Source organism: Microbacterium ureisolvens (assembly GCF_015278315.1).
GTDB classification, from domain to species: domain Bacteria; phylum Actinomycetota; class Actinomycetes; order Actinomycetales; family Microbacteriaceae; genus Microbacterium; species Microbacterium ureisolvens.
The window spans coordinates 399,007-425,078 of sequence record NZ_JADIJE010000001.1 but is presented as its reverse complement, the minus strand read 5'-3'; the positions used below and the strand labels follow the sequence as shown (position 1 = coordinate 425,078).

The following is a 26,072-nucleotide window of genomic DNA, read 5'->3' as shown; positions in this document are numbered from 1 at the left end:
ACGAGACCAACATGACGATGACCCCCGAACAGGCGGCCTGGTTCCAGGGGACCTTCGCGCGCCTTGTCGACAACGTCGACCAGGCGCTGATGGGCAAGCGCGAGGTCGTCGGGCTGGTGCTGTCGGCGATGCTCGCCGAAGGCCACGTGCTGCTGGAGGATGCCCCGGGCACGGGCAAGACGAGCCTCGCCAAGGCGCTCGCCGCCACCGTGCAGGGAACGAGCAGCCGCATCCAGTTCACCCCCGACCTGCTGCCGTCGGACGTGACCGGCGTCACGATCTACGACCAGACCTCGCACCGCTTCGAGTTCCACCGCGGTCCGGTGTTCGCCTCGATCGTCCTCGCGGACGAGATCAACCGCGCCTCGCCCAAGACCCAGTCGGCCCTGCTGGAGGTCATGGAGGAGTCGCGCGTCACGGTGGATGGCGTCGCCCACGAGGTGGGCCGCCCGTTCCTCGTCATCGCGACGCAGAACCCCATCGAGCAGGCGGGCACGTACAAGCTGCCCGAGGCGCAGCTCGACCGCTTCCTGGTGAAGACGTCGATCGGCTACCCCGACCTCGCGGTGGCCGAGCGCATCCTCGCGGGCGCCGCCGACCGCAACCCGTCGGCGCACCTTTCCGCCATCATCACGACGGGGGCCGTCGCCGACATGGCCGACCTCGCCGCCACCGTGCACGTGGACCCCGCGGTGCTGCGCTACACGGCGCAGCTCGCCGAGGCGACCCGCAACGACCCGGCCACGCGCCTGGGCGTCTCGGTGCGCGGCTCGCTCGCGATGATCCGCGTCGCCAAGGTCTACGCGGCCGCCCAGGGGCGCCACTTCGTGCTGCCCGACGACGTCAAGTCGCTCGTCGCGCCGGTATGGACGCACCGCATCGTGCTCGACCCGGAGGCCGAGTTCGCCGGCACCACCGCCGAGACCATCGTCGCGCGCGTGCTCGAGTCGGTCGCCGCTCCGCAGGCGAGGTCCGCCGCCTGATGACCACGGAGGCACTCGGGCAGGCCGCGGCCGCCGACGGACTTCGCGCCGGGTACGGTCAGCTGCTGCTCGGCGCGCTGCGCCGCGCCGGCGCCGTGCTCGCGCGCGTGTTCGGCGTGGTCCGGCCGATCGCCTGGGTGCTCATCGTCGGCGCCGTCGCCCTGTGGATCGCGGGCCAGTCGCTCGGCTGGTGGGAGCTCACCGTCGCCGCGGTGGTCGTCACCGCCGTGCTCGCGCTGTGCCTGCTGTTCCTCATCGGCCGGACGGCCTACGAGGTGTCGCTCGACCTCAACCGCACGCGCGTGGTGGTGGGGGAGCGTGCGGTCGGCGCGCTCACCCTTGCCAACACGGGCTCCCGAGCCATCCTCCCCTCGCGCGTGCTGCTGCCGGTCGGGAACGGGCGCGGCGTCTTCGACGTGCATCGCCTCGCGGCGGGCGAGTCCGCGGAGGAGCTGTTCGCGATCCCGACCACGCGCCGCGCGGTGGTGAAGGTGGGTCCCGTGAGCGTCGTGCGGGGCGATCCGCTCGGCCTGTTCGAGCGCGTCCACCGCCGCGACGAGCCCGTCGACCTGTTCGTGCATCCCCGCACGGTGCTCTTCGACGGCCAATCGCTGGGCTTCCTCCGCGACCTCGAGGGACTGCCGGCCACCGATCTCTCGCCGGACGACGTGTCGTTCCACGCGCTGCGCGAGTATCAGCCGGGTGACGACCTTCGCCACGTGCACTGGAAGTCGACCGCGCGCACCGGCCACATGATGGTGCGTCAGTTCGAGGAGACCCGCCGGTCGCACTTCGTCATCGGCCTGTCGACGAGCCCCGCAGACTACCGCGACGAGGAAGAGTTCGAGCTTGCCATCTCGGCGGCGGGGTCCCTCGGCCTGCGCGCCCTGCGCGACTCGCACCGCGTCGAGGTGCGCGTGCAGGAGCGGGCGCTGCCGTCGGGCACCGGCAAGCAGTTCCTCGACTCGCTGTCGGCGCTCGGCCACTCCAAGCCCCGCGCGGGCTCGATCGTCGAGCTCGCCGGATCGGTCGCAGCGACGCTGCCCCTGGCGAGCGTCGTCGTGCTGGTGTGCGGCAGCAAGGTCGACGCGGGCGACCTCCGCACCGCGTGCAGCCGCCTCCCCTTCGGGGCGCGCGTGCTCGCCGTCGTCACCGGGCCGCTGGGAACGACACCTTCGCTGCGACGCATCGGCGAGGCGGATGTCGTCACCCTCGGCGCGCTCGAGCAGCTCCCGAACGCGCTGCGGAAGGTGCTCGCATGAGCGCGCCCGTCACGCCTCTCACTTCGCGCGCCGACGCCTCGCGCCCAGACGCTTCCCGCTCCAGCGGCGCCGATGCCTCGCGCGCCGGCGCACCGCGGCCCCCGGCATCCCGCCCCGCACCGTCGCGCCCCGCGCCGGAGCCGCTGTCGACCCGCCGCTGGATCCTGGATCTCAGCGCCGTCTTCATGCTCCTGCTGATCCCGGTCGTGGGCTTCTGGCCCACCTTCGACGGCGCCCGCTATCTCGTGGCGGCCCTCGGCGGCGTCTTCCTGGGCATGGCGCTCGGCGTCGTCGGCCGGCTCCTGCGCTGGGGCGTGCTGGTCCTCAGCGCCGCGACGATCGTCGTGTACTTCCTCTTCGGCGCCGCGCTCGCGCTGCCGAACACCACAGTCGCCGGTGTCATCCCGACGCTCGAGTCGCTCCGCCTCCTGGCGCTGGGTGTCGTCACGTCGTGGAAGCAGCTGCTCACGACCATCGCGCCGGTCGCGACCGACGACGGCCACCTCATCGTGCCCTTCCTCCTCGCCCTGGTCGCCGCGGTGCTCACCACGTCGCTGGCCCTGCGGCTGCGCAGCGCGGGGTGGGCGCTGATCCCCGCCGCGGTCTTCCTCGCCGTCGAGATCGCGCTGGGCACGTCGCAGCCCGCGGTGCCGGTGATCCAGGGCGTTGTCTTCGGGCTCGTCGCCGTGGTGTGGCTCGCGGTGCGCCAGGCGTGGCAGCCGCAGGCCGCGGCCATCTCGGTGGGCGAAGGCTCGGCGAACCGCTCCGCGGGTCTTCGCCGCCTGCTGACGGGCGGTGCCGTCGTCGTGGTGGCAGCGGTGATCGGGATCGCGACGAGCGGAATGGCCGCGCCGTCCTCGCCCCGCTACGTGCTGCGCGACGTCGTGATCCCGCCGTTCGACATCCGTGAGTTCCCGAGCCCGCTGCAGTCGTACCGTGCCTACGTCCGCGATTTCCCCGACGAGCCCCTCTTCAAGGTGAGCGGCCTCCCCGAGGGCGCGCGCGTGCGCCTCGCGGCGATGGACGCCTACAACGGCACCGTCTACAACGTCTCCGACTCGGGCGCCGGCTCCTCCAGCGCGTTCGCCCCCGCCCGGACGAACATGTCCGCCGACGCCGAGGGCACACCCGCGACCCTTCATGTCGAGATCGGCGCCTTCGAGGGCGTGTGGATGCCGGATGCCGGCGCCGTCCGCAGCGTCACCTTCGACGGCGGCCGGGCCGACGATCTGCGCCGGACCGCCCACTACAATGAGTCCACGTCGACCGGAGTGGTGACCGCGGGGCTGGCTGAGGGCGACGAGTACACCCTCGAGGCCGTCATCCCGGAGGTGCCCAGCGACGAGGCCCTCGCGGACCAGTCCTTCGCCCCGCTGACCCTTCCCGAGCAGCAGGGCGTGCCGGAGGATCTCGCCGACCTCGCATCGAAGACGGTCGCCGAGGCGACGACCCCGATCGAGCAGGTGCGCGCCCTTCAGCAGATGCTGTCTGAGGGCGGCTACTTCAGCCACGGTCTCGCCGGCCAGCCGCTCTCGCGGGCCGGTCACGGAGCCGAGCGCATCTCGACGCTGCTCGGGTCGGAGCAGATGGTCGGCGACGACGAGCAGTACGCGACGGCGATGGCGCTCCTGTCCCGCGAGGTCGGCATCCCGGCTCGCGTCGTGATGGGCTTCTACCCCGACGAAGACCAGGCCGGGCAGGGCGTCTTCGCCGCGACCGGCGACACGCTCCACGCCTGGGTCGAAGTGGCGTTCACCGATGCCGGATGGGTGCCGTTCGACCCGACGCCGCCCGAAGACCAGGTCCCCAGCGACCAGACCACCAAGCCGAAGGCCGACCCCAAGCCGCAGGTGCTGCAGCCGCCGCCCCCGCCGCAGGAGCCGGTGGATCTCCCGCCCACCGTGGCGGACGACCGCGGCTCCGAAGACGAGAACGCGTTCGACGCGGCGCTCCTGTGGACGATCATCTCGATCGGCGTCGGCCTTCTCGGGCTCCTGGCGGTGCTGCTCGCACCGTTCATCGTGGTCGGCGCGCTCAAGGCGGCGCGCCGCACCAAGCGCCGGCAGGCCGAGCGCGCCTCCGACCGGATCAGCGGCGGCTGGGACGAGCTGGTCGACCGCGCCTCCGACTACGGCGCCCCGGTGCGACCCGGCGCCACGCGCCAGGAGGACGCCGGCGTGCTTACGGCCGCCTTCGCCGAGCCGCGCGTGGCCACGCTGGCCTCACGCGCCGACCGCGAGGTCTTCGGCCCGACCGAGCCGACGCCCGCCGACATCGACGCGTTCTGGACCCAGGTCGACGAGATCGTCGGCGGCATGGGCAAGGGGCGCTCGGTGTGGCAGCGCCTCGGCGCCCGGCTCAGCATCCGCAGCCTCCTCGAGGGCACGCGCTTCGCGCTTCCGCCGCGGACGCGGGCGACGGCGCCGCGATCGGCCAAGCGCACGGCGAAGGCCGAGCCGGCCGCGGCGTCAGCGCCGGCAGCGCCCCCCGCGGCGGCGAACGACGCGCCCCCGGCGCACGCCACGCGGCGGGCGTCGCGCCGCGAACGAGACAAGACCCGGAGTGCACCCGAGCCCTCCCGCCCCGCCCAGGAGACCGAATGACCATGAGCCCGCCCGCCGCCCCCGCGGCGAGCATCGGACGACGCGCGGGCGCGTTCGCTATCGACATCGCCGTCGTGTGGGTGATCGGGGCGGTGCTCATCGGCATCGCACTCGGCGTCGTCTTCGCCGTCGTCCCCGCCGGGAACACCGACCGGCTCGCCCTGACGATTCTGCCGGCGTACGCGGGCATCGGTGTCCTCCTCTTCGCGTGGTGGCTCGTGTACTCCGCGATGCAGGGCGGTCGCGGCTCGATCGGCCAGCGCCTCCTGGGGCTGCGCCTGCGCGACGGCTCGTCGGACGCACCCATCGGGTTCTGGCGCGCCGTGTGGCGCAACGCCGTCTTCGGCCTCGCGGGCTCGGTCTTCATCGGCTACTTCACCCCGCTGTTCGACTCGAGCGGCCGACACCAAGGCTGGCACGACCTGGCCGCGAAGGCGGTCGTCGTCGGCGTCCGGAAGGCGGATGCCGCGTCCCGCGTCGCCGCCCCGACCGCGGCGATCGCGAACCCGTACCTGCCGCCGGCTGCGGCGGCACCGACCGCGCCGGTAGCCCCCGCGCACCGGCCCGCGCCGGTGCACTCACCCGGGTACGCACCGACGGCCGCGCCCGCGTACGCACCGACGGCTGCGCCCGGGTACGCGCCGGCAGCTGCGTCGGGGTACGCAGCGACCCCTGCGCCCGGGTACGCGCCGACCGCCGCGCCCGGGTACGCGCCAGCGGTTGCGTCGGGATACGCCCCCGCTTCCGTGCCCGGATACGCGCCGGCTCCCGCACCCGGATACCCGGCGGCCGGCGCCCCGGGATACGCACCGGCCTCAGCACCTCGCGACCCGGTGGCCGCTGCGCACGCTCCGGCCGCGGCTCCGGCCCGGTCGGCGCCTCCCGTCGGCACGAGTCCTGTCGCGGGGGCGTGGATCACCCGCGAGCCGATCGCATCGTCGCTCACGCGCGCCGCGGAACCGGAGGTGTTCCCCGGCGTGACCATGCCGTTCCCCGCGGCCACCACCACCGAGCCGCTCGGCGGCGCCTTCGCGCCCGCGGCATCGTCCGCCGTGGCCCCCGTCGCGGCCGCCACGGCGACGGCAGTCCCGGCCGCGGCACTCCTCCCCGCTCAGGTGGAGGACGACGTCGACGCGACGCGCATCGTCGTTCCGCCGCCTGCCCAGCGGGCGGCGCTGTACGTCGAGGCTCCGGTGATCGCGGTCCTGACCTGGGACGACGGCTCGCGCATGGCCGTCTACGGCCGCACCCTCTACGGCCGCAACCCGGCGAGCGAAGCGGGCGCCGTCGCGATCCCGGTGCGCGACGAGACCCTGTCGCTGTCGAAGACGCACTTCGAGATCGGCGGAGACGCCGCCGGCGCGTGGATCGTCGACCGGTACTCGACCAATGGCACGACGCTGGTGCGCGACGGCGGACGCATCCCGCTCGTCGCCGGCACCCGCACCCACCTGCGCGCGGGCGACACGCTCGAGTTCGGCGATCGCCGTGCGAAGGTGGGCTCGGCATGACGACCGCAAGCTCCGCCCCGATCACCGTCGCCTTCGGAGCGGCGACGGACCCCGGCCTGCGCCGCCGCATCAACGAGGACTCGCACATCGCCGCGGCGCCGGTGTTCCTGGTCGCCGACGGCATGGGCGGCCACAACGCGGGCGAGATCGCCAGCGCCGCAGTGATCTCCGAGTTCGCCGCGCTCGCCGGGCGCGAGAGCCTGACGATCGATGAGGTCCACGCCGCCGTGGCATCCTCTCGCCGCCGCGTCGAGGCACTGCCGCCGGGCGGCGGGGCCGGCGCGGGCACCACGCTGGCGGGCGTCGTCATCGCCGACATCGACGGCGAGGGCTACTGGCTGGCCATCAATCTGGGCGATTCGCGCACGTACCGCCTGAGCGAGGGGCACTTCGAGCAGGTGAGCGTCGACCACTCCGTCGTGCAGGAGCTCATCGACAGCGGCCAGCTCGCCGCCGAGGCGGCGCAGCGCGACTCGCGGCGCAACGTCATCACCCGGGCGATCGGCGCCGGCAGCGACGCCGAGCCGGACTACTGGCTCATCCCCGCCGAGGACGGCGACCGCATCCTCGTCTGCTCCGACGGGTTGTCTGGCGAGCTCGAGAAGGACGCGATCCACGGCATTCTGCTGGTCGAGGCCGACCCGCAGGCGGCCGCCACGCGCCTGGTGCACGAGGCGATGGTCAGAGGCGGCCGAGACAACATCACCGCGCTCGTCGTGGACGCCCTCGCGGTGCGCACCCGGACGAATCGCGCGTGCGAACGCGATACGGTGCCGGTGAGTGCCCCCACCGAAGACGCCGACATCGACGGCGACACGCTTCCGCGCGCGGTGGCCAGGGGAGGATTCTGATGCCGACGCTGTACGCCCCCGGAAGGACGCCGGTCGCCGTCACGCCCCGCGGATTCGCCGTGCTCGAGCCGGGTGCCTCGGCGGCGCTGCTGGCCCGCATCCGCTCCCTCCTCGCCGACGGTCGCGGACTCGGCGGGGTCATCGAGGCGCTCACCGGCGCCTACGGCGCATCCATCAGCGCCATCCCCGCCTTCGCCGTCGCGCTCGCCGAGGGCGACGCGGTGCGCATCGCGGTGCGCGGCGGCTTCGCCTTCGACGTCGACGCGGCCACGTCGGAGAGCGTGTCGGGTGCGGGCGTCACGACGTGGACGGAGCGCGTGATCCCGGCGGCGCTGCGCGTGACGCTCACGACGACCGACGACGAGGTGTCGGCACCCGCCGAGTTCGAGATCTCCGACGGGATCGTGCACGCGGCGGCGGTCGTGTGGGATGCCGCGCCCGCCGGCGCGTCGTCACCGCCGCCGTCCGCACAGCCCGGTGCCGGCGCCGGCGCCTCGGACCCCGGTCCCGCCTCTGCCGCCTCGGCCCTCGGTGCCGGTGCCGAAAACCTGGGCGATCGCGGCGACGCGCCGGGTTCGGCGCCTGGTGTGCGGCGTGTCGGTTCTCCGGCCATGCTTCCGAGCACTGCGGAGGAGGAGACGCCGTCCGCGGAGCCCGGTCCGGCCGCCGCCTCGGATCCCGCCCCCGTGGCGCCCGATCTTCGCTGGCACACGGTCGCGCCGATCAGCGGGGTTCCCGGTTCGTCCGTCCCGTCGGCCTCGGCCGCACCCGCTCCGCCCCAGACTCCTCCCGCACCTACCGGGGCGGCGACGCCCGGGCTCATCGACTCGAGCACCGTGCAGTCGGTCGCCGACGCCGAGACGCTCCTGCCTTTGGACTCCGCACGTTCCGTGCACGCCGCGGCCTTCACGGGCTCGACGGGACCGGGGCCTGACGACATGGCCTCGACGACCGGATTCGACGACCTCTGGGGCGTGACGGTGATCAAGTCCCCCGAGGGTGCGGGCGGACTCCCCGAGCCACCCGACGACGCGGCTGCGGCCGCCCCCGCAACCGCCGGCGACCACGACGGCGCCACGATCTCGCTGGCCCAGGCCCGTGCCCTGCGCGAGGCCGCTGCCGCGGCCGCCGCCGGGGGCGCGGCATCCGTTCCCGTCGCCGACGACGCGGCCGCCTCGCCGCTCGCGCCGCCGCGCCCGCCGGCCCCGGGACGCATCCGGGTGTCGACGGGTCAGGTGCTGCCGCTGGACCGCACGATCGTGATCGGCCGTCGCCCGCGTTCCACCCGCGTGAGCGGCACCGACCTGCCGCACCTGGTGGCCGTCGACAGCCCCCAGCAGGACATCTCGCGCAGCCATGTCGAGCTGCGCGTCGAGGGGGAGAGCATCGTCGCGACCGACCTGCGCACGACCAACGGGACCACGCTGCTGCGCGCCGGCGCCGACCCGGTGCGACTGCACCCCGGCGAGGGAACGGTCGTCGTCCCCGGCGACGTGCTGGATCTCGGCGACGGCATCACGGTCGCGATCGAGGGGCTCTCGTGAGTGCGAAGCGCGCGCCCATGGCGCCGCCCGACCTCCCGGGCTTCACCTACGTCGACCTGCTCGGCTCCGGCGGGTTCGCCGACGTGTTCCTGTACGAGCAGCAGCTGCCCAAGCGCCGCGTCGCGGTCAAGGTGCTGCTCACCGACCGCATGTCCAGCGGCTCCGTCGAGGAGTTCACCGCCGAGGCCAACGTCATGGCGATGCTCTCGACACATCCGGCGATCGTCACGATCTACCAGGCGGGCGTCGCGACCGACGGCCGGCCGTACCTCGTGATGGAGTACTGCCCGCGGCCGAACCTGCAGGTGCGGTACCGGCGCGAGCCGTTCTCGATCGCGGAGTCGCTGCGGGTCGGCGTGCAGGTCGCCGCCGCCGTCGAGACCGCCCATCGCGCCGGCGTGCTGCACCGCGACATCAAGCCGGCCAACATCCTCGTCACCGAGTACAACCGTCCGGCGCTCACCGACTTCGGCATCGCGTCCACCACGAGCGCGGCCGCCGAGTCGGCGGGCCTGTCGATCCCGTGGTCGCCGCCGGAGTCGTTCGCCGACGTTCCACGCAGCGACCCGCGTTCCGATGTCTACGCGCTCGGCGCGACGGTCTACACGCTCCTCGCGGGCCGCTCGCCGTTCGAGCTCGCCGGGCAGCGAAACGGCGCCGCCGAGCTCATCCACCGCATCGAGACACTGCCGCTGCCGGTGCTCGGACGCGCGGACGTGCCCCCTTCGCTGCAGCGGGTGCTCGAGCGGGCGATGGCGAAGTCGCCCGCCGACCGCTACGAGAGCGCGCTCGCCTTCGCGCGCGCGCTGCAGACGGTGCAGATCGAGCTGTCGCATTCGGTGACGCCGATCGACATCCTCGACGACCACATTCCGGACGACATCGAGGAGGACGAGGACGACGGCCTCACCCGTGTCCGCGGCGTCGTCAGCATCAATCCCGACACGACGCCGGCCGCGGGCATGACCCGCCCGTCGGCGAAGACCGCGCCCACCACGGGCCACATCCCGCGTTTCGACACCGACGCCGCCGAGACCGAGACGGTCATCAGGCAGCCGGCTGCCTGGCCGTCGGCGTCGGAGCAGACGGTGCGGCGCGGGCAGACGGTGCGGCGCGGGCAGACCGGCGTACCGGCGTCGCTCGACGAGACGATCGTGCGGACCCCGCAGACCGCGCCGCCGATGCCCGGGGGCACGGCGCCCGTGTTCTCCCCGCTCATCGCCGACCCGTCGCGTCAGGACTCCGAGACCGCGGGGGCGGGCGCGCCCGCGCGCCGCCGCACCGGCTTGTGGATCGGGCTCGGCGCTGCCGCTCTCGTGATCGTGGCGGTCATCGTCGGCGTCTCGCTGCCCGGCATCCTCTCGGGGACGACACAGCCCCCGTCGACCGGGCAGACGCCGACGTCGAAGCCGCAGGACCCCGTCGCGCTCGTCGTGCCGCCCGTCGAGGACGTCACGGGAGAACCGGCCGAGGGCGGCGTGAGGTTCACGTGGACCAACGCCGACCCGCAGGCGGGCGACTTCTACATCGTCGAGGTCGTGACGCTGAGCGACACCACCGGGGAGTCCCAGCCGGTCGAGGCGACCGAGATCGTCGTGCCGGCGGCCGCATCGGGTCAGACCTGCATCGACGTCACGCTGGTGCGATCGAACGGAACGCAGCAGAACGATCCCACCCGGGGGTGCACGCCGTGACCGCCGCGCAGGCCGACGCGCTCGTCGTCGAGTTCGCCGGGGAGGAGTTCTCGGTGCCGCCCGGCGCCGTGTTCACGGTCGGCCGCGAGGGCGACCTCGCGATCGACGACAACCTGTTCCTGCACCGGAACTTCCTCACGATCCAGAATCTCGAGGGGCTCTGGCTGCTGTCCAACGTGGGATCCCGCCTGTCGGCGACGGTGACGGACTCGGGCGGCCGGGTGCAGGCCTGGCTCGCTCCCGGCGCGCGCCTGCCCCTGGTCTTCGCGTCGACCTCGGTGATCTTCAGCGCGGGCCCGACGACGTATGAGCTCACCATCCACGCTGCCGAGCCGACGTTTCGCGACACGCAGCCGGCGCCCGACGACGACGGCCTCAGCACCATCGGCGAGGTGCCGCTGACCCACAGCCAGCGCGTGATGATCCTGGCGCTCGCCGAGCCGGTGCTGCGCCGCGACGGCACCGGCATGAGCGAGCTTCCGACCTCGGCGCAGGCCGCCGAGCGGCTGGGCTGGACGCTCACCCGGTTCAACCGCAAGCTCGACAACGTGTGCGACAAGCTCGACCGCGTCGGCGTGCCGGGCATGCGCGGCGGCGTGCGCTCCTACGCCACCAACCGGCGCGTGCGGCTGGTCGAGCACGCGATCGCCGCTCGCCTGGTCACGCGCGACGACCTCCCCCTCCTCGACGTCGAGCGCGAGAACTCGCTCAGCGGGGTGAACGAGAACGGCGAAGACGACGCGTGACACCCACGCGCGCTTTGTCCCGGCTGAGGTCACGCCCTGCGGGCCGGCGCACGCCTGCCGCACGAACAGCGAAGAGCGGACGGATGCCGCGTCCCGGTCACGCGGTGTGATTCAGCGGCCGGCGTCGTAGAGGTGGCGGCCGCCGTGGCTGACGACCTTGACCACGACGCCGCGACGGTGCAGCTCAGCGACGGTCCGCGTCTCCTCGTCGATGTCGCGTCCGAGCGCGTGCACGTTCGCCACCACCAGCACGTCGCCGCGGCGGAGGGTGCCGAACAGCCGCACCAGGCGGTCCTCCCACGACTCCAGCGTCTCGGGGGCGGGGTGGCGGAAGCCTTCGATGGGCACGCCGAACCGGGTCAGGTCGTTGCGCTGCTCGACGACGGACGGCATGTCATCACGCGCGATGACGAGTCCGACCAGGCGTGAGCCCGCGGGCTGGGCGAGCCACCAGTTGCGGTTCTGCTGCAGCTCGGTGAAGCACTTGGGGCACTCGGCCGCCGGGTGCGGCAGGTGCAGCGGTGCGGTGTCGGTGCCCGTCGAGCCCGGAGCAGGCGACGCGTGCGTGTGCGCGGCATCCGTCGTCTTCGTCGTCTCGGTCATTCGAGGCCCCCTTGCTTGCCAGCCATTGTCTCACCCGTGGAAGAGGCCGACGCACCCCGTGGGCTGCGCACCCGCCTGCCGACCGCGGCAGCTTCCGGCGACCGCTGCGGAAATCGACGCAGCGCTCGCCGGACACTGCCGCAGTCGCTGCTCCCGACGGGCCGCACGGCCCGCTCAGTCCTCGTCGTCGAGCCGCAGTTCGAGGCTGAGCTGATCGGCGTCGAGCTCGGCCAGCGCATGGCGCAGGGCCGGGGTGCTGTAGCCGCCGCCCGACGACAGCTGGTTGAGCCGCGTGCGCATCGCCTCGATCATGGCCAGCCGCAGCTCGAGCAGGTCTCGCGTGGGCAGCCCGTCGGTATCGTCGGGCGGATCCACCATCCGGCTGCCGATCACCGCGACCAGCTCCTGCGGGAACGTGCTTCCATCGCGACGACGCAGCGTCGGGGCCGACAGCGCCGATACCGCCGCGTCGCGCAGCTCGTCGTCGAGGGCCGACTGCTCGGCCTTGTCGACGCTCTCGCCAGACGGGGTCTCGAGTCGCAGCAGCCGTACGAGCCAGGGGAGGGTGAATCCCTGCAGCATGAGGCTGCCGACGGCCACGGCGAACGCGATGAACACCAGCAGTGCGCGATCGGTGCCCTCACGCGGGAGCGTCTGCGCCGCCGCGAGCGTCACCACGCCGCGCATTCCCGCCCACACGATGATCGCGCCGTGCTTCCAGCCCAGCGGCGACGCCTGGTAGTAGTCGAGGTCGCTGAGCGCGCGCGACACCTGCGCCCGCATCGACGCGAGACGGCGCTGCGCCCGCGGGCTGTCGACGTCGGGCGCGTCGTGCCGGCTCCGGCGACGGCGAGCGGATGCCGCACCCCGAGGACCGTGACCGCCAGGGGCGCTCGCGCGGGCGGTGGTGGCGGCATCCGTCTCCGCTCCCCGACCGGGGGCCGGAACGCCGCCGACGTCACCGGCGGCCAGCTGGTCGATGCGCGCCGACATCGCCTCGAGACGGCTGCGCTGGCGTCCGCGCGCGCGGCGGCTCTGCAGCCACACCAGCAGCGACACGTAGACAGCGCGTACGGCGATGACGATCGCCAGCGCGCCCGCCGCGATCGCGATACCGGTGCCGAGTCCGTTGTGGTTCTCGACGTTCTGCGTGACGATGTCGCTCAGCTCGAGGCCCATGACGAGGAACACGGCGCCCTCGAGCACGAGCTCGATCGTGCGCCAGTTGTGTTCGTCCGATCGCCGCTGCTCCGGCGTGAACCACCGCGCAGCGCCTTGGCCGGTCACGATGCCGGCGACCACGGCGGCCACGAGCCCCGATCCGCCGAGCTCCTCGGTGGGGATGTAGGCGACGAAGGGCACGACGAAGCCGATCGCCGTGTTCGCCGCCGAGTTGCGGATGAGGGCCCGCAGCCGCAGGTTGAGCAGCCCGACGACCGCGCCGACCGCGACCGCGACGACGACGCCCCACGCGAAGGCAGGGAGGAAGCCGACGCCGATGCTCGTGTCGGCGCCGACGCTCGTCGCCACGGCGACCGCGGCGATCATCGTGCGCAGCAGCACGAGCGCCGTCGCGTCGTTGAGCAGGCTCTCGCCCTCGAGCATCGTCACGACCCGTCGCGAGACGCCCAGGCGCTTGACGATGGAGGTGGCCACGGCATCCGTGGGGCTCAGGATCGCGCCGAGCGCGACGGCGATGGCGGGCTGGATGCCGGGGATCACGGCCATGAAGAAGAGGCCGAGCACGATCGAGCTGACGATGACGAGCAGGAACGACAGCCCGGCGATCGGCCCGAAGTCGCGCCGGAACTCGATCGCGGGGAGCGCGACCGCTGCCGAGTAGAGGAGCGGCGGGAGGACCCCGACGAGGATGAATTCGGGATTGATCTCGGGGATCTCGACGAAGGGCAGAAGGCTCACGCCGCCGCCGACGAGCACCAGGATCAGCGGTCCCGCGATGCCGAGCTTCGGCGCCACCGCCGTCGCCAGCGCGATCACCACGATCGCCACGATGACGATGATCAGCGCTTCCACGCCTCAGAGCCTATTGCGGGGCGGCTTCCGGGTTTCGAATCGCTCACGCGGCCGCCGACCTGGGGTGCGCGGCGGCGATGTGCGCGATTCGAGACGGGGCAGCGGCTAGAGCACGCCGAGAGCCCGCACGGCGTCGCGCTCGGCGACGAGCTCGTCGACCGATGCTGAGAACCTGGCTCGCGCGCGGTCGTCGAATCGCAGGCCCTCGATGACGCGATACCCGTGGCCGTCGCCCCGCGACGTGACGGGGAACGAGCACACGAGCCCTTCGGGCACCCCGTACTCGCCGCGTGAGACGACCGCCGCCGAGGTCATGCCGCGGTGGCTGCCGAGCTGTTCGTCCCGAACGTGGTCGATCGCGGCGTTGGCGGCGGACGCCACCGACGACGAGCCGCGCACCTCGATGATCTCGGCGCCGCGCCCTGCGACCCGCGGGATGAAGACGTCGTCGAGCCATGCCGCCGCTGCCGCCTCGCCACCGAGACGCTCGGCCAGGGCGTCGAGGATCGAGCTCGCGTCGGGCAGGATCGCGTGCGAGACGTCGGGGAACTGGGTCGCGGAGTGGTTGCCCCAGATCACGACATCGGCGATCTCGTCGGGCGTGACGTCGAGGACTTCGGCGAGCTGCCCGACGGCGCGATTGTGATCGAGGCGCGTGAGAGCGCTGAAGCGGTCGGCCGGGATGTCGGGGGCAGCGGATGCCGCGGCGACGAGCGCGTTGGTGTTCGCGGGGTTTCCCACCACCACGACGCGGACGTCCCCGTCGGCGACGGCGCCGATGGCCTTGCCCTGCGGCCCGAAGATCCCGGCGTTCGCGGCGAGCAGGTCCCCGCGCTCCATGCCCGCCGCACGGGGACGGGCGCCCACCAGCATGGCGATGCGTGTGCCGTTGAACGCCGTGAGCGGGTCGTCGGTCACGTCGACCTCGCGCAGCAAGGGGAACGCGCAGTCCTGCAGCTCGAGTGCCGCGCCCTCGGCCGCCCGCATGCCCTGAGGGATCTCGAGCAGCCGCAGCCGCACCGGGCGGTCGGGGCCGAGCATGTCGCCCGCTGCGATGCGGAACATCAGGGCGTAGCCGATCTGGCCTCCGCCGCCGGTGATGGTCACGGTCGTGGGTTCGCTCGCCATGGCACGAGCCTAAACCTGCGGCATTGTACTCAATCCCCGCGATCACGCGCCCCCTCCTCGTTCCGGACAGGGCGCCGGGGTACCGTGACTGCCATGACGTTCAACGACAACGCCAACGTCGGGGGGAACACCGCGAAGCGCCGAGGCGCGGGCGTCGCGGTGGCGGGCGGCGGCATCGCCGGTCTCGGCGCGATCGCGGTGATCCTGTTCCAGCTGTTCACCGGACAGGACCTGTCGAGCATCATGCCCGGCGGCCCGCAGGTCGGCGCGGGCGAGGAGTCCGAGATCCAGCAGTGCGAGACCGGCGCCGATGCCAACGCGCGCGACGACTGCCGGCTCGCGGCCGGAAGCGTGGTGCTCGACGAGTACTGGGCGACTCAGGTCGAGGGCTATCGCGCGCCGCAGCTGATCATCGTCGACCAGCAGACCGGCACGCAGTGCGGCACGGCGTCGAACCAGACCGGACCGTTCTACTGCCCGCCCGAAGAGACGGTGTACATCGACCCGACCTTCTTCGGCCTTCTGCGCCAGCAGTTCGACGCGTCGGCGGGCGACCTCGCGCAGCTCTATGTGCTCGCGCACGAGTACGGCCACCACGTGCAGCACATCACCGGGATCATGGAGCAGAACCCGAACAACGGCACCGGACCGGACAGCAACGGCGTCCGCACCGAGCTGCAGGCCGACTGCTTCGCCGGCGCGTGGGTCGGCGACATGACCCAGCAGGTCGACGAGAACGGGGTACCGTATCTCAAGGAGCCCACCCAGCAGCAGATCGCGGACGCGATCAATGCGGCGGGGGCCGTGGGCGACGACCATATCCAGCAGGAGTCCGGGGGGTACGTGAACCCCGAGTCCTGGACGCACGGCTCGAGCGAGCAGCGACAGCGCTGGTTCGAGACGGGCTACCAGAACGGTGCATCCGCCTGCGACACGTTCGGCGTTCCGGGGGGAAGCCTATGAACGAACACCTCGACGACATCCTCTATCCGCCACTCGAGCCCTATGACACCGGCACCCTGATCGCCGGAGAGGGCCACCGCATCGCGTACGAGCAGAGCGGAAACCCCGAGGGCAAGCCGGTGGTGTTCCTCCACGGCGGTCCGGGCGCGGGAACCTCGCCCTGGCACCGCCGTTTCTTCGATCCCGAGCGGTACCGGATCGTGCTGCTCGACCAGCGCGGCTGCGGCCGCTCGACGCCGCACGCGAGCGAACCGCATGCCGATCTGCGCCACAACACGACGTGGCATCTCGTCGCCGACATCGAACTTCTGCGCAAGAACCTGGGCATCGAACGATGGCAGGTGTTCGGCGGATCGTGGGGGAGCGCGCTCGCGCTGGCGTACGCGCAGGCGCACCCCGACGCGGTCACAGAGATCGTGCTGCGCGGCATCTTCACCCTGCGCCGGCATGAGCTCGAGTGGTTCTACGAGGGCGGTGCGGCATCCGTCGTCCCGGATCTGTGGGAGGAGTTCATCGCCCCCATCCCCATCCTCGAGCGGTCGCAGCTGATGCAGGCGTATCACCGCCGGCTCGTCGATCCCGATCCCGCCGTGCATGTGCCGGCGGCCGTCGCGTGGTCGCGGTGGGAGGCGGCGAACCTCACGCTGCTGCCCGACCCCGAGCTCGTCGAGGCGATGACCGAGCCGCGCGCCGCGGTGGCCTTCGCCCGCATCGAGAACCACTACTTCCTCCACGGCGGCTGGTTCGCACCCGACCAGCTGATCGTCGGCGTCGACCGCATCCGCGACATCCCCGCCGTCATCGTGCAGGGCCGCTACGACGTGTGCACGCCCGCCATGACCGCGTGGGACCTGCACCGCGCGTGGCCGGAGGCCGACTTCGTGATGATTCCGGATGCCGCGCACGCGGCGTCCGAGCCGGGCATCGCGTCCGCGCTGCGCGCCGCGACGGACCGCTTCGCCGGCCTGGAGGGTGCAGCGGTGGCCGATGTGATCGCGGGTGCGGATGCGGGGGAAGCGCGTGATTCCGGCGGTCCTGGGGACGCGGACCCGAACCCGGATGCGGGAGAAGCGGGCACGGGTGATCCCGCGGATGCGGTGGTCGAGGGCCCGGGCTTAGACACCGATCCGGACGCAGACGCGGGTGCGGATGGGGAGGGCGCCGACGCGGGCGAGGACGCTGCCCCCGACACCGGCCATGAAGACCACTCCCTTCGCCGCAGCCGTCGCTCGGATGCGCGCAAGCACGGGCGTGCCGACCGCAACGGCACCGAGCACGACGACGCCGAGCACGAAGGCGCCGCGCACGAGGACGCCGCGCACGAGGACGCCGTGCAGGAGGACGCCGAGCAGGAGCACGCCGAGCACGGGGACGCCGAGCACGAGGACGCCGCGCACGCCGAGGCCGACCTGTCATGGGGCGACGAGGATGAGAGCGCCGACAGGTCGCAGTCGACGGGCGGAGCGGATGCCGCAACCGCCGAGTTCGCCGGAGCTCCCGACGAGCACGATTCGGTCGAAACTCCCGAGGCCGACACCGACGACTCCACAGCCGACGACTCCGCCGATCAGGAGCCGCTCGAGGACGCGTCGACTCGCTAGCGTCCCGTCGGACGCCCGCTCCTCCACGACCTCCCCGCACCGAAAACCTGGTCGGTGACGTGACGCGCCGGGGTGCGGCATCCGTTTCCGGCGTGTCGTGGCGACGGGCCAGGTTTTCGGTCCCTGACGCGGCGAACTGGGCGCGGTGGGGGGGGCGAGTACTCGATCGCACTCGTGTCCGGCGGTGCCACGCACCCCTGGCCGGTCTTCTTCCCGACCTCCCCGCCCCGAAAACCTGGTCGGTAACGTGACGCGCCGGGGTGCGGCATCCGTTTCCTGCGTGTCGTGGTGACGCGCCAGGCTTTCGGTCCGCCACCGGGAAGGGCGGCCGCCGGCGCGGGCGAATGCCCAGGCGGGCACTGGTAGGGTGGGTGATCTTGCAGCGCTCCGATGCGCTTCTCGCGTCGTAGAACGCTTCCCCTCCCGCCGCCGCCCGGCCCCCGCCGCGCGATGCCGGTGATGACTTTCGTACGGCGACCCGTGGGCGAGATCCGCCCCGGCCACCGACAGGGCACCACCGTGCCCGGAGATGTACCCATGACCGAAACCACGTTCGGCGCGCTCGGCGTGCCTCAGCCCCTCGTCGACGCGCTCGCCGCGTCGGGCAAGACCACCGCGTTCCCGATCCAGGTCGACACGCTCCCCGACACGCTCGCCGGCCGCGACGTGCTGGGCCGCGGCAAGACCGGCTCGGGCAAGACCCTCGCCTTCTCGATCCCGATGGCCGCGCGCCTCGGTGGCAAGCTCGCCGGCGGAAACCGTCGCAAGGGTCGTCCGCTCGGCCTCGTGCTCGCGCCGACGCGCGAGCTCGCGACGCAGATCGATGCGACCCTCGCCCCGCTCGCCAAGGCCTACGGCCTCACCACCACCACGATCTTCGGCGGCGTGAACCAGAACCGTCAGGTCAACGCGCTCAACGCCGGCGTCGACATCGTCGTGGCGTGCCCCGGCCGCCTCGAGGACCTCATGAAGCAGGGCTTCGTGCACCTCGACGCCGTCGAGATCACCGTCATCGACGAGGCCGACCACATGGCCGACCTCGGCTTCCTGCCGGGTGTCACGCGCATCCTGAACGCGACGCCTGCCGGCGGCCAGCGTCTGCTGTTCAGCGCGACCCTCGACAACGGGGTCGACAAGCTCGTGAACCGCTTCCTGCAGAACGAGGTGCTCCACTCGGTCGACGAGGCGCACTCGCCCGTCGCCGCGATGACGCACCACGTCTTCACGCTCGCCGACGCCGACGCCAAGAAGGACGTCGTCAAGGCGCTGGCCTCCGGCATGGGCCGTCGCATCCTCTTCATGCGCACCAAGCACCAGGCCAAGAAGCTCGCGAAGCAGCTGACCGGTCAGGGCATCCCCGCCGTCGACCTGCACGGCAACCTCTCGCAGGCGGCGCGCGACCGCAACCTCGCGGCGTTCTCTTCGGGCGACGTCAAGGTGCTCGTGGCGACGGATGTCGCAGCCCGCGGCGTGCACGTCGACGACGTCGAGCTCGTCATCCACGTCGACCCGCCGATGGAGCACAAGGCGTACCTGCACCGCTCGGGCCGCACCGCTCGCGCGGGGGCGGAGGGTGCCGTGGTCACGCTCGTGCTCCCCGAGCAGAAGCGCGACGTGTCGCAGCTGCTGCGCAAGGCCGCCATCTCGGTCGAGCCCGTCGCCGTGAGCGCGAGCTCGCCTGAGGTCGTCGAGCTCGTCGGCCAGGTCGCGCCGTACGTGAAGCCCGTCCCCGTCGCCGAGACCCCGCGTGGCACCAGCCAGGGCGCGAACGCGCAGCGCAAGCGCGCGGCGCGCGAGGCGCGCGAGGGGACGGATGCCGCAGCCCCGGCCCGCTCCGGCGGCTCGGGCTCGGGTGGCGGTCGTCGTCGCCGCGGCTCCGGTCAAGGCGGTTCGGCCCAGGGCGGCTCGGCGCAGGGCGCCGGCCGCCAGCAGGGTGCTGGTCGTCAGCAGGGCGGTCAGCGCCGGGATGCGGCATCCGCTCACGACAAGGCCTCGCACCAGCGTCACGACCAGAGCGCCGGTCACTCGCGCTCGGGTCAGCCCGCCGGCAACCCGCGCACCCCGGGCCGTCGCGCTTCGTCGTCGGGCACCGGCAAGCTCATGGTCGGCTCGGTCGTGCGCCCCAACGGCACCAACCGCCGCGGCGGCCGCTGACCTCGTTCACAGTGCTGCGAACCCCTCCGCCCTCACCCGAGGACGGAGGGGTTCGGCGTTTCCGGCCCCTTCTAAAGACGAGACCGCACGAACGCACGGTCCTTTGGGGATCGACGGTGCTGTTGTGCGGTCTCGCGGGGGGGTGAGGAGCGGGCGCGGGCTCAGCGGCGGGCTCGGGCTCAGCGGCGGGCTCGGGCTCAGCGGCGGGAGTCAGATTCGGCGGCCGAGGATGAGGTCGGCGGCCGATTCAGGTGCGGCGGCGGGTCCAGGTCGGCGCCTGGTTCAGGCGCGGGGGCGGGTCGGCGGCGTCCGCCCCACTCCGGACACGAGACCGCACGAACGCACGGTCGCCGGGGGATCGACGGTGCTGTTGTGCGGTCTCGCGGGGGGTGAGGAGCGGGCGCGGGCTCAGCGGCGGGCTCGGGCTCAGCGGCGGGAGTCAGATTCGGCGGCCGAGGATGAGGTCGGCGGCGACCTCGCCGATGACGATCGCCGGGGCGTTCGTGTGGCCGCGGATCACGGTGGGCATGACCGACGCGTCGGCCACGCGCAGGCCCGCGACCCCGCGGACGCGGAGGTCGGGGTCGACGACGGATGCGGCATCCGTCCCCATCCGCGCCGTGCCGACGGGGTGGTAGAGGGTGTGCGAATAGCGGCGGAGCGACAGCTCGGCGCGTTCCGCGGGGGTCAGGCGCTCGCCGCCCTGCGGCTGAACCCAGCCGCCCGTGGTGATGGCCCGCAGCGCGTCGGTGTCGAGCAGCCGCTCGCACTCGGCGAGCCCCGCGAGCATCGTGGCGGCATCGACACCTCCGTTGTCGGACAGGTAGGCGGGGTCGATGAGCGGCGCGGTCGCCGGGTCGGACGACGCGAGCCGGATCGTGCCCCGACTGCGCGGACGCAGCAGGATCGCGCCGACCGTGATGCCGTGCGCCGGCGTGGGGATCAGTCCTTCGCCGACGTACGGCACCGGGGCGAAGATGATCTCGATGTCGGGGAGGCCCTCGGGCACACCCGCAGCATCGGCCTCCGGCGTGCGCACGAACCCGTACGCCTCGGCGACGTTGGAGGTGAGCATCCCCTTGCGCGCCGTGAGGAATCGCACCAGCTCGGCGGCCTTCTCGGCGTCATGCAGGGTGCCGGCATGGGCCGCGGGCGCGAGCCCCGCGACGAGATGGTCTTGCAGGTTCGCGCCCACTCCCGGCGCGTCGACGACCACGTCGATCGCGTGCTCTGCCAGGTGGTCGGCCGGTCCGATGCCACTCAGCATCAGCAGCTGCGGAGTGTTGATCGTGCCGCCGCACAGGATCACCTCGCGTCGCGCGCGCACGTGTCGGGTGATCCCGTCGATGTCCACGTACACGCCCGTCGCGCGCGGCGAGGCCGCGCCGGCCGACCCGCCCGTGGCCCGCGGCGAGTCGGCGCCGAGTCCGCCCGGCGCGGGCGACTCCGCGTGCGTGCGGCCTCCGGCATCCGTCATGGCCGACCGCCCCTCGCCAGCGTCGGCGGGTTCCGCGAACGTGACTCGCCGGACCAGCGCGCCGGTGAGCACGCGCAGGTTGCGGCGCCCCTTCGCCGGTCGCAGGTACGCGTCGGCAGTGGATGCCCGGGCGCCCCGCTCCTGCGACACCATGGTCTGGGAGAAGCCCTGGCCTTCGGGCAGGTTCGCGGGGGTGACCGGATGCCCCGCCTCACGCGCAGCCTCGAGGAACGCGGCAGTCTGCGGCCTGGGATCCCGCTGGTGCTCGACCGGCTGCGCGCCGTGCATGCCCTGCGTGCCGTGGGCCGGGTCGGACGTGCGCTCGACGCGCTGGAAGTAGGGGACCAGGGCGTCCCACGACCACGCTGGGCCGGCGGCATCCGCCCATTCGTCGTAGTCGGCGGCGAAGCCCCGCACCCACATCATCGCGTTGAGCGATGACGACCCGCCGAGCGTCCGGCCTCGCGGCCAGTAGACCCTGCGACCCTCGAGGTGGGGCTGCGGCACCGTGTCGTAGTTCCAGTCGTACGCGCCGCGGAAGAGGCGCGAGAACGCCGCCGGCACGTGCAGCTGGAGCGCCTTGTCGGGTCCGCCGGCTTCGAGCAGCAGGACCGAGACACCGGTGTCCTCGCTCAGTCGGGCCGCGAGCGCCGCACCGGCGGAGCCGGCACCGACGACGATGTAGTCGGCCTCGAGCCCGTCGGCACCGAACCCGCCGCCGGCACCCGACCGCGCGCGCAACCGTGAGCGGCCGCCGCGGCGGTGGCCGAATCGGCCGCTCACGCCTGGAGGGCCTTGGTCAGCGCCTTGAGCAGTCCAGGCAGCTTGCCGTCGATGAGGTACCGAGTCATCCCGCCGCTCACCTCGGCGCCGGTGCGCGAGTTCACGAACCAGGGCGGCGTGGGCAGGATCGTGGCCTTCGCGCGGCGAAGCCGCCGCACGCCGTCGCCGACCGAGCGGGGGAACGGCCGGAAGGGCCCGCGCGCGACCGACCGCTCGACCCGGTCGAGCAGCAGCGCGTTGTGGACCACGCCGATGCCGCTCGAGACGTCGGCGAGGGTGGCCCCCGGAAAGCCGCCCCACGTCAGGCGTGCGGTGGTGAAGATGAACGCCGTCCACGTGTTGATCGCGATGGCTCCGAAGCGCAGGTCGGCGATGGCGCGTTCGAAGCCGTCGCCGAGCGCCTCCTCCGTGGCGGGATCGATGAGGATGTTGGCCCCGAGGGTGCCGGCGAGGCGTTCGTTGGCGTGCGCGACGGCCGCATCGAGGAACTCCTGCCCGGTGCCCGCGACCTCCGCGATGCCGAGGATCGGCGCGAAGTACTCGGTGGTCTCGACCTCGGCCGGCTGATCGCCGTCGCCCACCTGCACGATCGCGCGGGTGTGGTCGGCCGACCACACGGCGTCGGGATAGGCGGATGCCGCGTCCTTCAGCCGCTCGTCGCCCCGGGGGTACCAGACCGGGCGCTCGGGCGCGGCGGCGTACGCCGCGTGCAGCTCGCTCAGGAACTCCTCGCGCTGGGGCCAGTCCGAGCTCAGGATCACGACCTGACCGGCGATGCAGTTGTGGCCGGCGTTGACCAGCCGCATGGTCGCCACGTGCGCGGCCTGGTACTTCAGATCGGCGGCTGACCACCGGCCCGGCACCACGATGATCGGCGAGACGCCGCCGAGCTCGGCGGTGATCGGCACGGTCAGCTTCGGGTCGTCCGCTGCGCGGCGGGCCGCGGCATCCGTTCCCGTCCCCCACACGATCGCATCGAAGGTCGTCGCCGATCCCGTGATGTGCACGTGCGAGAACCCCGGGTGCGCCGTGAGATAGGCGCCCGTCTCGGGACCGCCGCGCACGATGCGCACGAACCCCGGCTCGATCAGGGCGGCGAGAGCGCGCTCGAACACGGGCACGAGGGCGTCCTGGGTCGGGTTGACCTTGAGCAGTGCGACGCGGTTGTGCGCGAACAGCTCGTAGAGCACGTCGCCGACCGGGATCGAGGTGACGTTGCCGGCACCGAGCACCAGTCCGACGCCGCCCGCCTCGGTGGGGTGCAGCTGCCCGAGGCCAGCTGCGCGCCGCTCCTCGGCGGCGGTCACCCCCGGCTCGAACCACACCTCGCCCGTGTAGCCCGACAGCAGGAACTTCTCGGTGCCGTTGACGGGGAAGGTGTGCGCGCGCAGCCGGCCGCCGGGCGCGCGGTCGAGCTTCACGCCGTCGAGCGGGCTCTTGCCGGCGGCGATCGCCTCGAGGGTTTCGCGCAGCGCGTCGAGGATGCCGACGATGGACCAGGGTCCGCCGAGCCATTCCTCTCCGGAGAGCGGATGCCCCGGCTCCAGGCCCTTCGACATCGTGGCGACGTCGACCCACTCCTGCGCCACCGCTCCGACGGCATCGCGGACCCGGCCGAGCAGCCGCGCGCGCTGGTCGAGCGTGAGCGCGACCCACACGCGCGAGCCCTGCTCCAGGTCGCCGATCGCGGCGTCGAGGGCCGCGCGCTCCTCCTTGGGCAGGTTCGACGGCGACGCCGTGCGCCTCGCGGCGGAGGTGCGCGGCTTCTTCGTGCTCGTGGTGGGGGTAGCCGGGGTTGCCGAGGAGGCGGGGGGCATCTGTTCTCCTTCGAACTCGCACCCGGAACTCGGGTCGGTGAGTCCGTCCCGGGCATCCTACGTCAATGGTCGGGGCCGGTGGCACGGGGTCCCACTCCGCTCGCGACTCCGTCTCGTCCTTCCGACAGCCGCCTCGGCGCGCATGCGCGTCGCCGGGTAGGAGAAGTGCCGGACGGATGCCGGCGGCCCGTGCCGTCAGCCCGTCGGGGTCAGCCACGGGCGAGGTCGGCCGCGGTCGGGGTCGGCCGCGGTCGAGGTCTCGCCCGGGGCGAGGTCCGCTGCCGTCGGGGTCGGGCGCAGGCGAGGTCAGCCTCGCGCGAGGTCAGTCGCCCTCGACGTGGGACGAGGTCGGGGTCGGGCGCGGTCGAGGTCGCGCCCGCAGGCGAGGTCAGCCGCGCGCGAGGTCGACCGCGGGCGACGTCAGTTGCGGTCGGGTTCAGGGCGGGCGAGGTCGGGCGCGGGCGAGGTCAGTCGCCGTCGACGTGGGACGAGGTCGGGGTCGCGCGCGGTCGAGGTCAGCCGTGGTCGACGTCGGCGCGGCGCAGCGGATACCGCGCGAGCGTGACGAGGCTGAGGGCGATCAGGGCGGCCGGCACGAGGCTGAAGCTCACGACGATGCCCGTGACCGCGGCATCCGGCTGCTCCACCAGCTGCCCGCTCACCGACGAGACGTACCCGGTGAGCGTGAGGATCACGGTCAGCGTCGTCGCACCGAGGGCGAAGCCGACGGTCTCGCCGGCGGTCCAGATGCCGCTGAACGAGCCGGCGCGTCCGCGCCCGTGGGTGCGCTCGTCGTGCGAGATTACGTCGGGGAGCATGGCCATCGGCAGCGACTGCATGCCGGCGTAAGCGATGCCGGCGATGCCGACCGGCACGTAGATCCAGTCGCCGGGCGCCCACAGCATGCCGAGGATCGACAGCGCGGCGACGGCGAACACGACGCTCGCGATGGCGAAGGTGCGCTCCTTGCCGGTGCGGCGCGCGACCACGCCCCACGCGGGCGCGGCCAGCAGCGCGGGTGCGATGAGCGCGACGAACAGCAGCTCGACGGCCGCCTGCGAGTGCAGCACCCACGTCGCGACGTACTGCGCACCCGCCAGCATGAGCCCCGTCGCCAGCGCCTGCAGCACGAACGTCGCGAGCAGCAGCCGGAACGGACGGCTGCGGCGAAGGGCACGGATGCCCGAGGCGTAGTGCTCGCGGATCCCCGTCGTCGCCCCGCCGCCCGTCCCCGCCGTCGCCGCGCCGCCGGTCCCCGCGCCGTCGATCGGCGCGCCGTCGCGGTCCTCGGCTGGCGAGAGTACAGCTGGCCGCCGAGATGCTGGGTGGTTCCCACGCTCTCGTCCGCCAGCTGTACTCTCACGGTCCGAAGGTGAGGCGGGAGCGGATGCCGCGGTCCGCGCGACCGTCGTGGCCACCAGCATCCCGATCCCGATCACGAGTCCGCACACGACGCCCATGACGAGGTACTGCACGAACGGGTCGTCCGAGACCCGGCGCAGCGCCGGCCCGCCGGCACCGAACAGCAGAATCGCGAGCGTGAGCACCACGACCCTCCAGGTGAGCAGCCGCGTGCGCTCGTCGTAGCGCGGCGTGAGCTCGGCAGGAAGGGCGATGTAGGGCACCTGGAACAGGCTGAAGGCCGTCGCCGTCATCGTGAAGGCGAGGAGCACCCAGATGCCCGCGACCACCGGACCTAGCGCCGGCGGCACCGCGAAGGCGACCGCGAACAGCACCGGCAGCGCCAGCGCGCCGATCAGCATCAGGCGCCGGCGGCTGCCGTGGCGGGCGAGGTCTCGGTCGGTGAGCGCACCGATGACCGGGTCGATGACGACGTCCCAGACCTTCGCGACGGTGATGACTGCGCCGGCGGCGAGGGCCGCGACGCCCAGCGAGTCGGTCAGGTAGTACGTGAGCACGAGTCCCGGCAGCGTGGCGAAGCCGCCCGTGCCGAGTGAGCCGGTCGCGTAGCGCGCGATGGTGCCGCGCGTCAGGCGCACGGAGGAGACGGATGCCGCGACCCCAGGCGCGACGGGAGCGTCATTGCTCATCGCGCCAGTGTAGGTCAGCTGGTCGGCCCTGCCTTCCCCCCTGTGGAGAGGGCGACGAATGCCCGGAAAAGCCGCGGCGCGGCGCTGGGCGGTGCACAGAATCGGATCCGCGGGTGCGGAGCGGCGGCGAGACACGCCGGGGCGAGGCATCCGTCCACCGGCGTTTCGGAGTGTGCGCCCGCAGATGCGGATCCGATTCTGTGCGGACGCGCGCCGGAAGCCCGCGGCGGACGAGCAGAGGCGGGGCGCCGCAGACGCAGCGGTGAA

16 protein-coding genes and 1 pseudogene are annotated in these 26,072 nt (G+C 73.0%); 11 read left to right on the top strand and 6 right to left on the bottom strand.

Features of this window, described 5'->3' with window-relative positions:
- Nucleotides 1–11: 11 nt before the first annotated feature.
- The 8 genes from IM767_RS01745 to IM767_RS01710 are packed head-to-tail and all read left to right on the top strand — an operon-like array spanning nucleotide 12 to nucleotide 11,194.
- Nucleotides 12–983: an AAA family ATPase gene (locus tag IM767_RS01745; RefSeq protein ID WP_109209683.1), complete on the top strand. Its 972-nt coding sequence runs from the start codon at nucleotides 12–14 to the stop codon at nucleotides 981–983.
- The gene (locus IM767_RS01740) at nucleotides 983–2,245 is read left to right on the top strand and encodes a DUF58 domain-containing protein (RefSeq protein WP_109209682.1); all 1,263 of its coding nucleotides are present in this window, start codon (nucleotides 983–985) and stop codon (nucleotides 2,243–2,245) included. The genes IM767_RS01745 and IM767_RS01740 overlap by 1 nt, the downstream gene beginning before the upstream one ends.
- Nucleotides 2,242–4,848: a transglutaminase domain-containing protein gene (locus IM767_RS01735; RefSeq protein ID WP_109209681.1), complete on the top strand. Its 2,607-nt coding sequence runs from the start codon at nucleotides 2,242–2,244 to the stop codon at nucleotides 4,846–4,848. The genes IM767_RS01740 and IM767_RS01735 overlap by 4 nt, the downstream gene beginning before the upstream one ends.
- Nucleotides 4,845–6,359 (top strand): RDD family protein, encoded by a 1,515-nt coding sequence (locus IM767_RS01730; RefSeq protein ID WP_109209680.1) that lies wholly within the window; start codon nucleotides 4,845–4,847, stop codon nucleotides 6,357–6,359. Before IM767_RS01735 ends, IM767_RS01730 begins: the two co-directional genes overlap by 4 nt.
- Entirely contained in the window at nucleotides 6,356–7,210 is an 855-nt protein-coding gene (locus tag IM767_RS01725; protein ID WP_109209679.1) for a PP2C family protein-serine/threonine phosphatase, read from the top strand. The genes IM767_RS01730 and IM767_RS01725 overlap by 4 nt, the downstream gene beginning before the upstream one ends.
- Entirely contained in the window at nucleotides 7,210–8,754 is a 1,545-nt protein-coding gene (locus tag IM767_RS01720; RefSeq protein ID WP_109209678.1) for an FHA domain-containing protein, read from the top strand. Before IM767_RS01725 ends, IM767_RS01720 begins: the two co-directional genes overlap by 1 nt.
- Complete coding sequence (locus IM767_RS01715) at nucleotides 8,751–10,448, top strand: serine/threonine-protein kinase (protein WP_194398782.1); 1,698 nt, start codon at nucleotides 8,751–8,753, stop codon at nucleotides 10,446–10,448. The genes IM767_RS01720 and IM767_RS01715 overlap by 4 nt, the downstream gene beginning before the upstream one ends.
- On the top strand, nucleotides 10,445–11,194 hold the full coding sequence (locus IM767_RS01710; protein ID WP_239453234.1) for a hypothetical protein: 750 nt from the start codon (nucleotides 10,445–10,447) through the stop codon (nucleotides 11,192–11,194). The genes IM767_RS01715 and IM767_RS01710 overlap by 4 nt, the downstream gene beginning before the upstream one ends.
- A 111-nt stretch (nucleotides 11,195–11,305) precedes the next feature.
- Here the strand turns inward: IM767_RS01710 and IM767_RS01705 are convergent, their stop codons facing one another.
- The 3 genes from IM767_RS01705 to IM767_RS01695 form a co-directional block, all read right to left on the bottom strand.
- A complete protein-coding gene (locus IM767_RS01705; RefSeq protein ID WP_239453233.1) occupies nucleotides 11,306–11,797 on the bottom strand; it encodes a recombinase family protein in 492 nt (163 codons plus the stop codon).
- A gap of 174 nt (nucleotides 11,798–11,971) precedes the next feature.
- Nucleotides 11,972–13,831, bottom strand: coding sequence for a cation:proton antiporter (locus IM767_RS01700; RefSeq protein ID WP_109209675.1), 1,860 nt, complete (start codon nucleotides 13,829–13,831; stop codon nucleotides 11,972–11,974).
- Between the two features lie 105 nt (nucleotides 13,832–13,936).
- Entirely contained in the window at nucleotides 13,937–14,959 is a 1,023-nt protein-coding gene (locus IM767_RS01695; RefSeq protein ID WP_109209674.1) for a malate dehydrogenase, read from the bottom strand.
- Between the two features lie 93 nt (nucleotides 14,960–15,052).
- Here IM767_RS01695 and ypfJ point away from each other — a divergent pair, with 93 nt between their 5' ends.
- The 3 genes and pseudogenes from ypfJ to IM767_RS01680 all read left to right on the top strand — a co-directional run bounded on the left by ypfJ (nucleotide 15,053) and on the right by IM767_RS01680 (nucleotide 19,677).
- Nucleotides 15,053–15,922, top strand: coding sequence for a KPN_02809 family neutral zinc metallopeptidase (ypfJ, locus tag IM767_RS01690; protein WP_109209673.1), 870 nt, complete (start codon nucleotides 15,053–15,055; stop codon nucleotides 15,920–15,922).
- Nucleotides 15,919–16,884 (top strand): annotated as a pseudogene (gene pip / locus IM767_RS01685) (prolyl aminopeptidase); the annotation flags it as partial. The gene ypfJ and the pseudogene pip, both read left to right, overlap by 4 nt.
- Before the next feature lie 1,176 nt (nucleotides 16,885–18,060).
- Entirely contained in the window at nucleotides 18,061–19,677 is a 1,617-nt protein-coding gene (locus tag IM767_RS01680) for a DEAD/DEAH box helicase (RefSeq protein WP_109209672.1), read from the top strand.
- Nucleotides 19,678–20,116: 439 nt separating this feature from the next.
- On the opposite strand, the gene IM767_RS01675 is transcribed toward IM767_RS01680, so the two are convergent.
- From IM767_RS01675 to IM767_RS01665, 3 genes are all read right to left on the bottom strand, one after another.
- Complete coding sequence (locus IM767_RS01675; RefSeq protein ID WP_109209794.1) at nucleotides 20,117–21,895, bottom strand: GMC family oxidoreductase; 1,779 nt, start codon at nucleotides 21,893–21,895, stop codon at nucleotides 20,117–20,119.
- A gap of 38 nt (nucleotides 21,896–21,933) precedes the next feature.
- Nucleotides 21,934–23,754, bottom strand: coding sequence for an aldehyde dehydrogenase family protein (locus tag IM767_RS01670; protein ID WP_109209671.1), 1,821 nt, complete (start codon nucleotides 23,752–23,754; stop codon nucleotides 21,934–21,936).
- Between the two features lie 515 nt (nucleotides 23,755–24,269).
- On the bottom strand, nucleotides 24,270–25,805 hold the full coding sequence (locus IM767_RS01665) for an MFS transporter (protein WP_109209670.1): 1,536 nt from the start codon (nucleotides 25,803–25,805) through the stop codon (nucleotides 24,270–24,272).
- Between the last annotated feature and the right edge of the window lie 267 nt (nucleotides 25,806–26,072).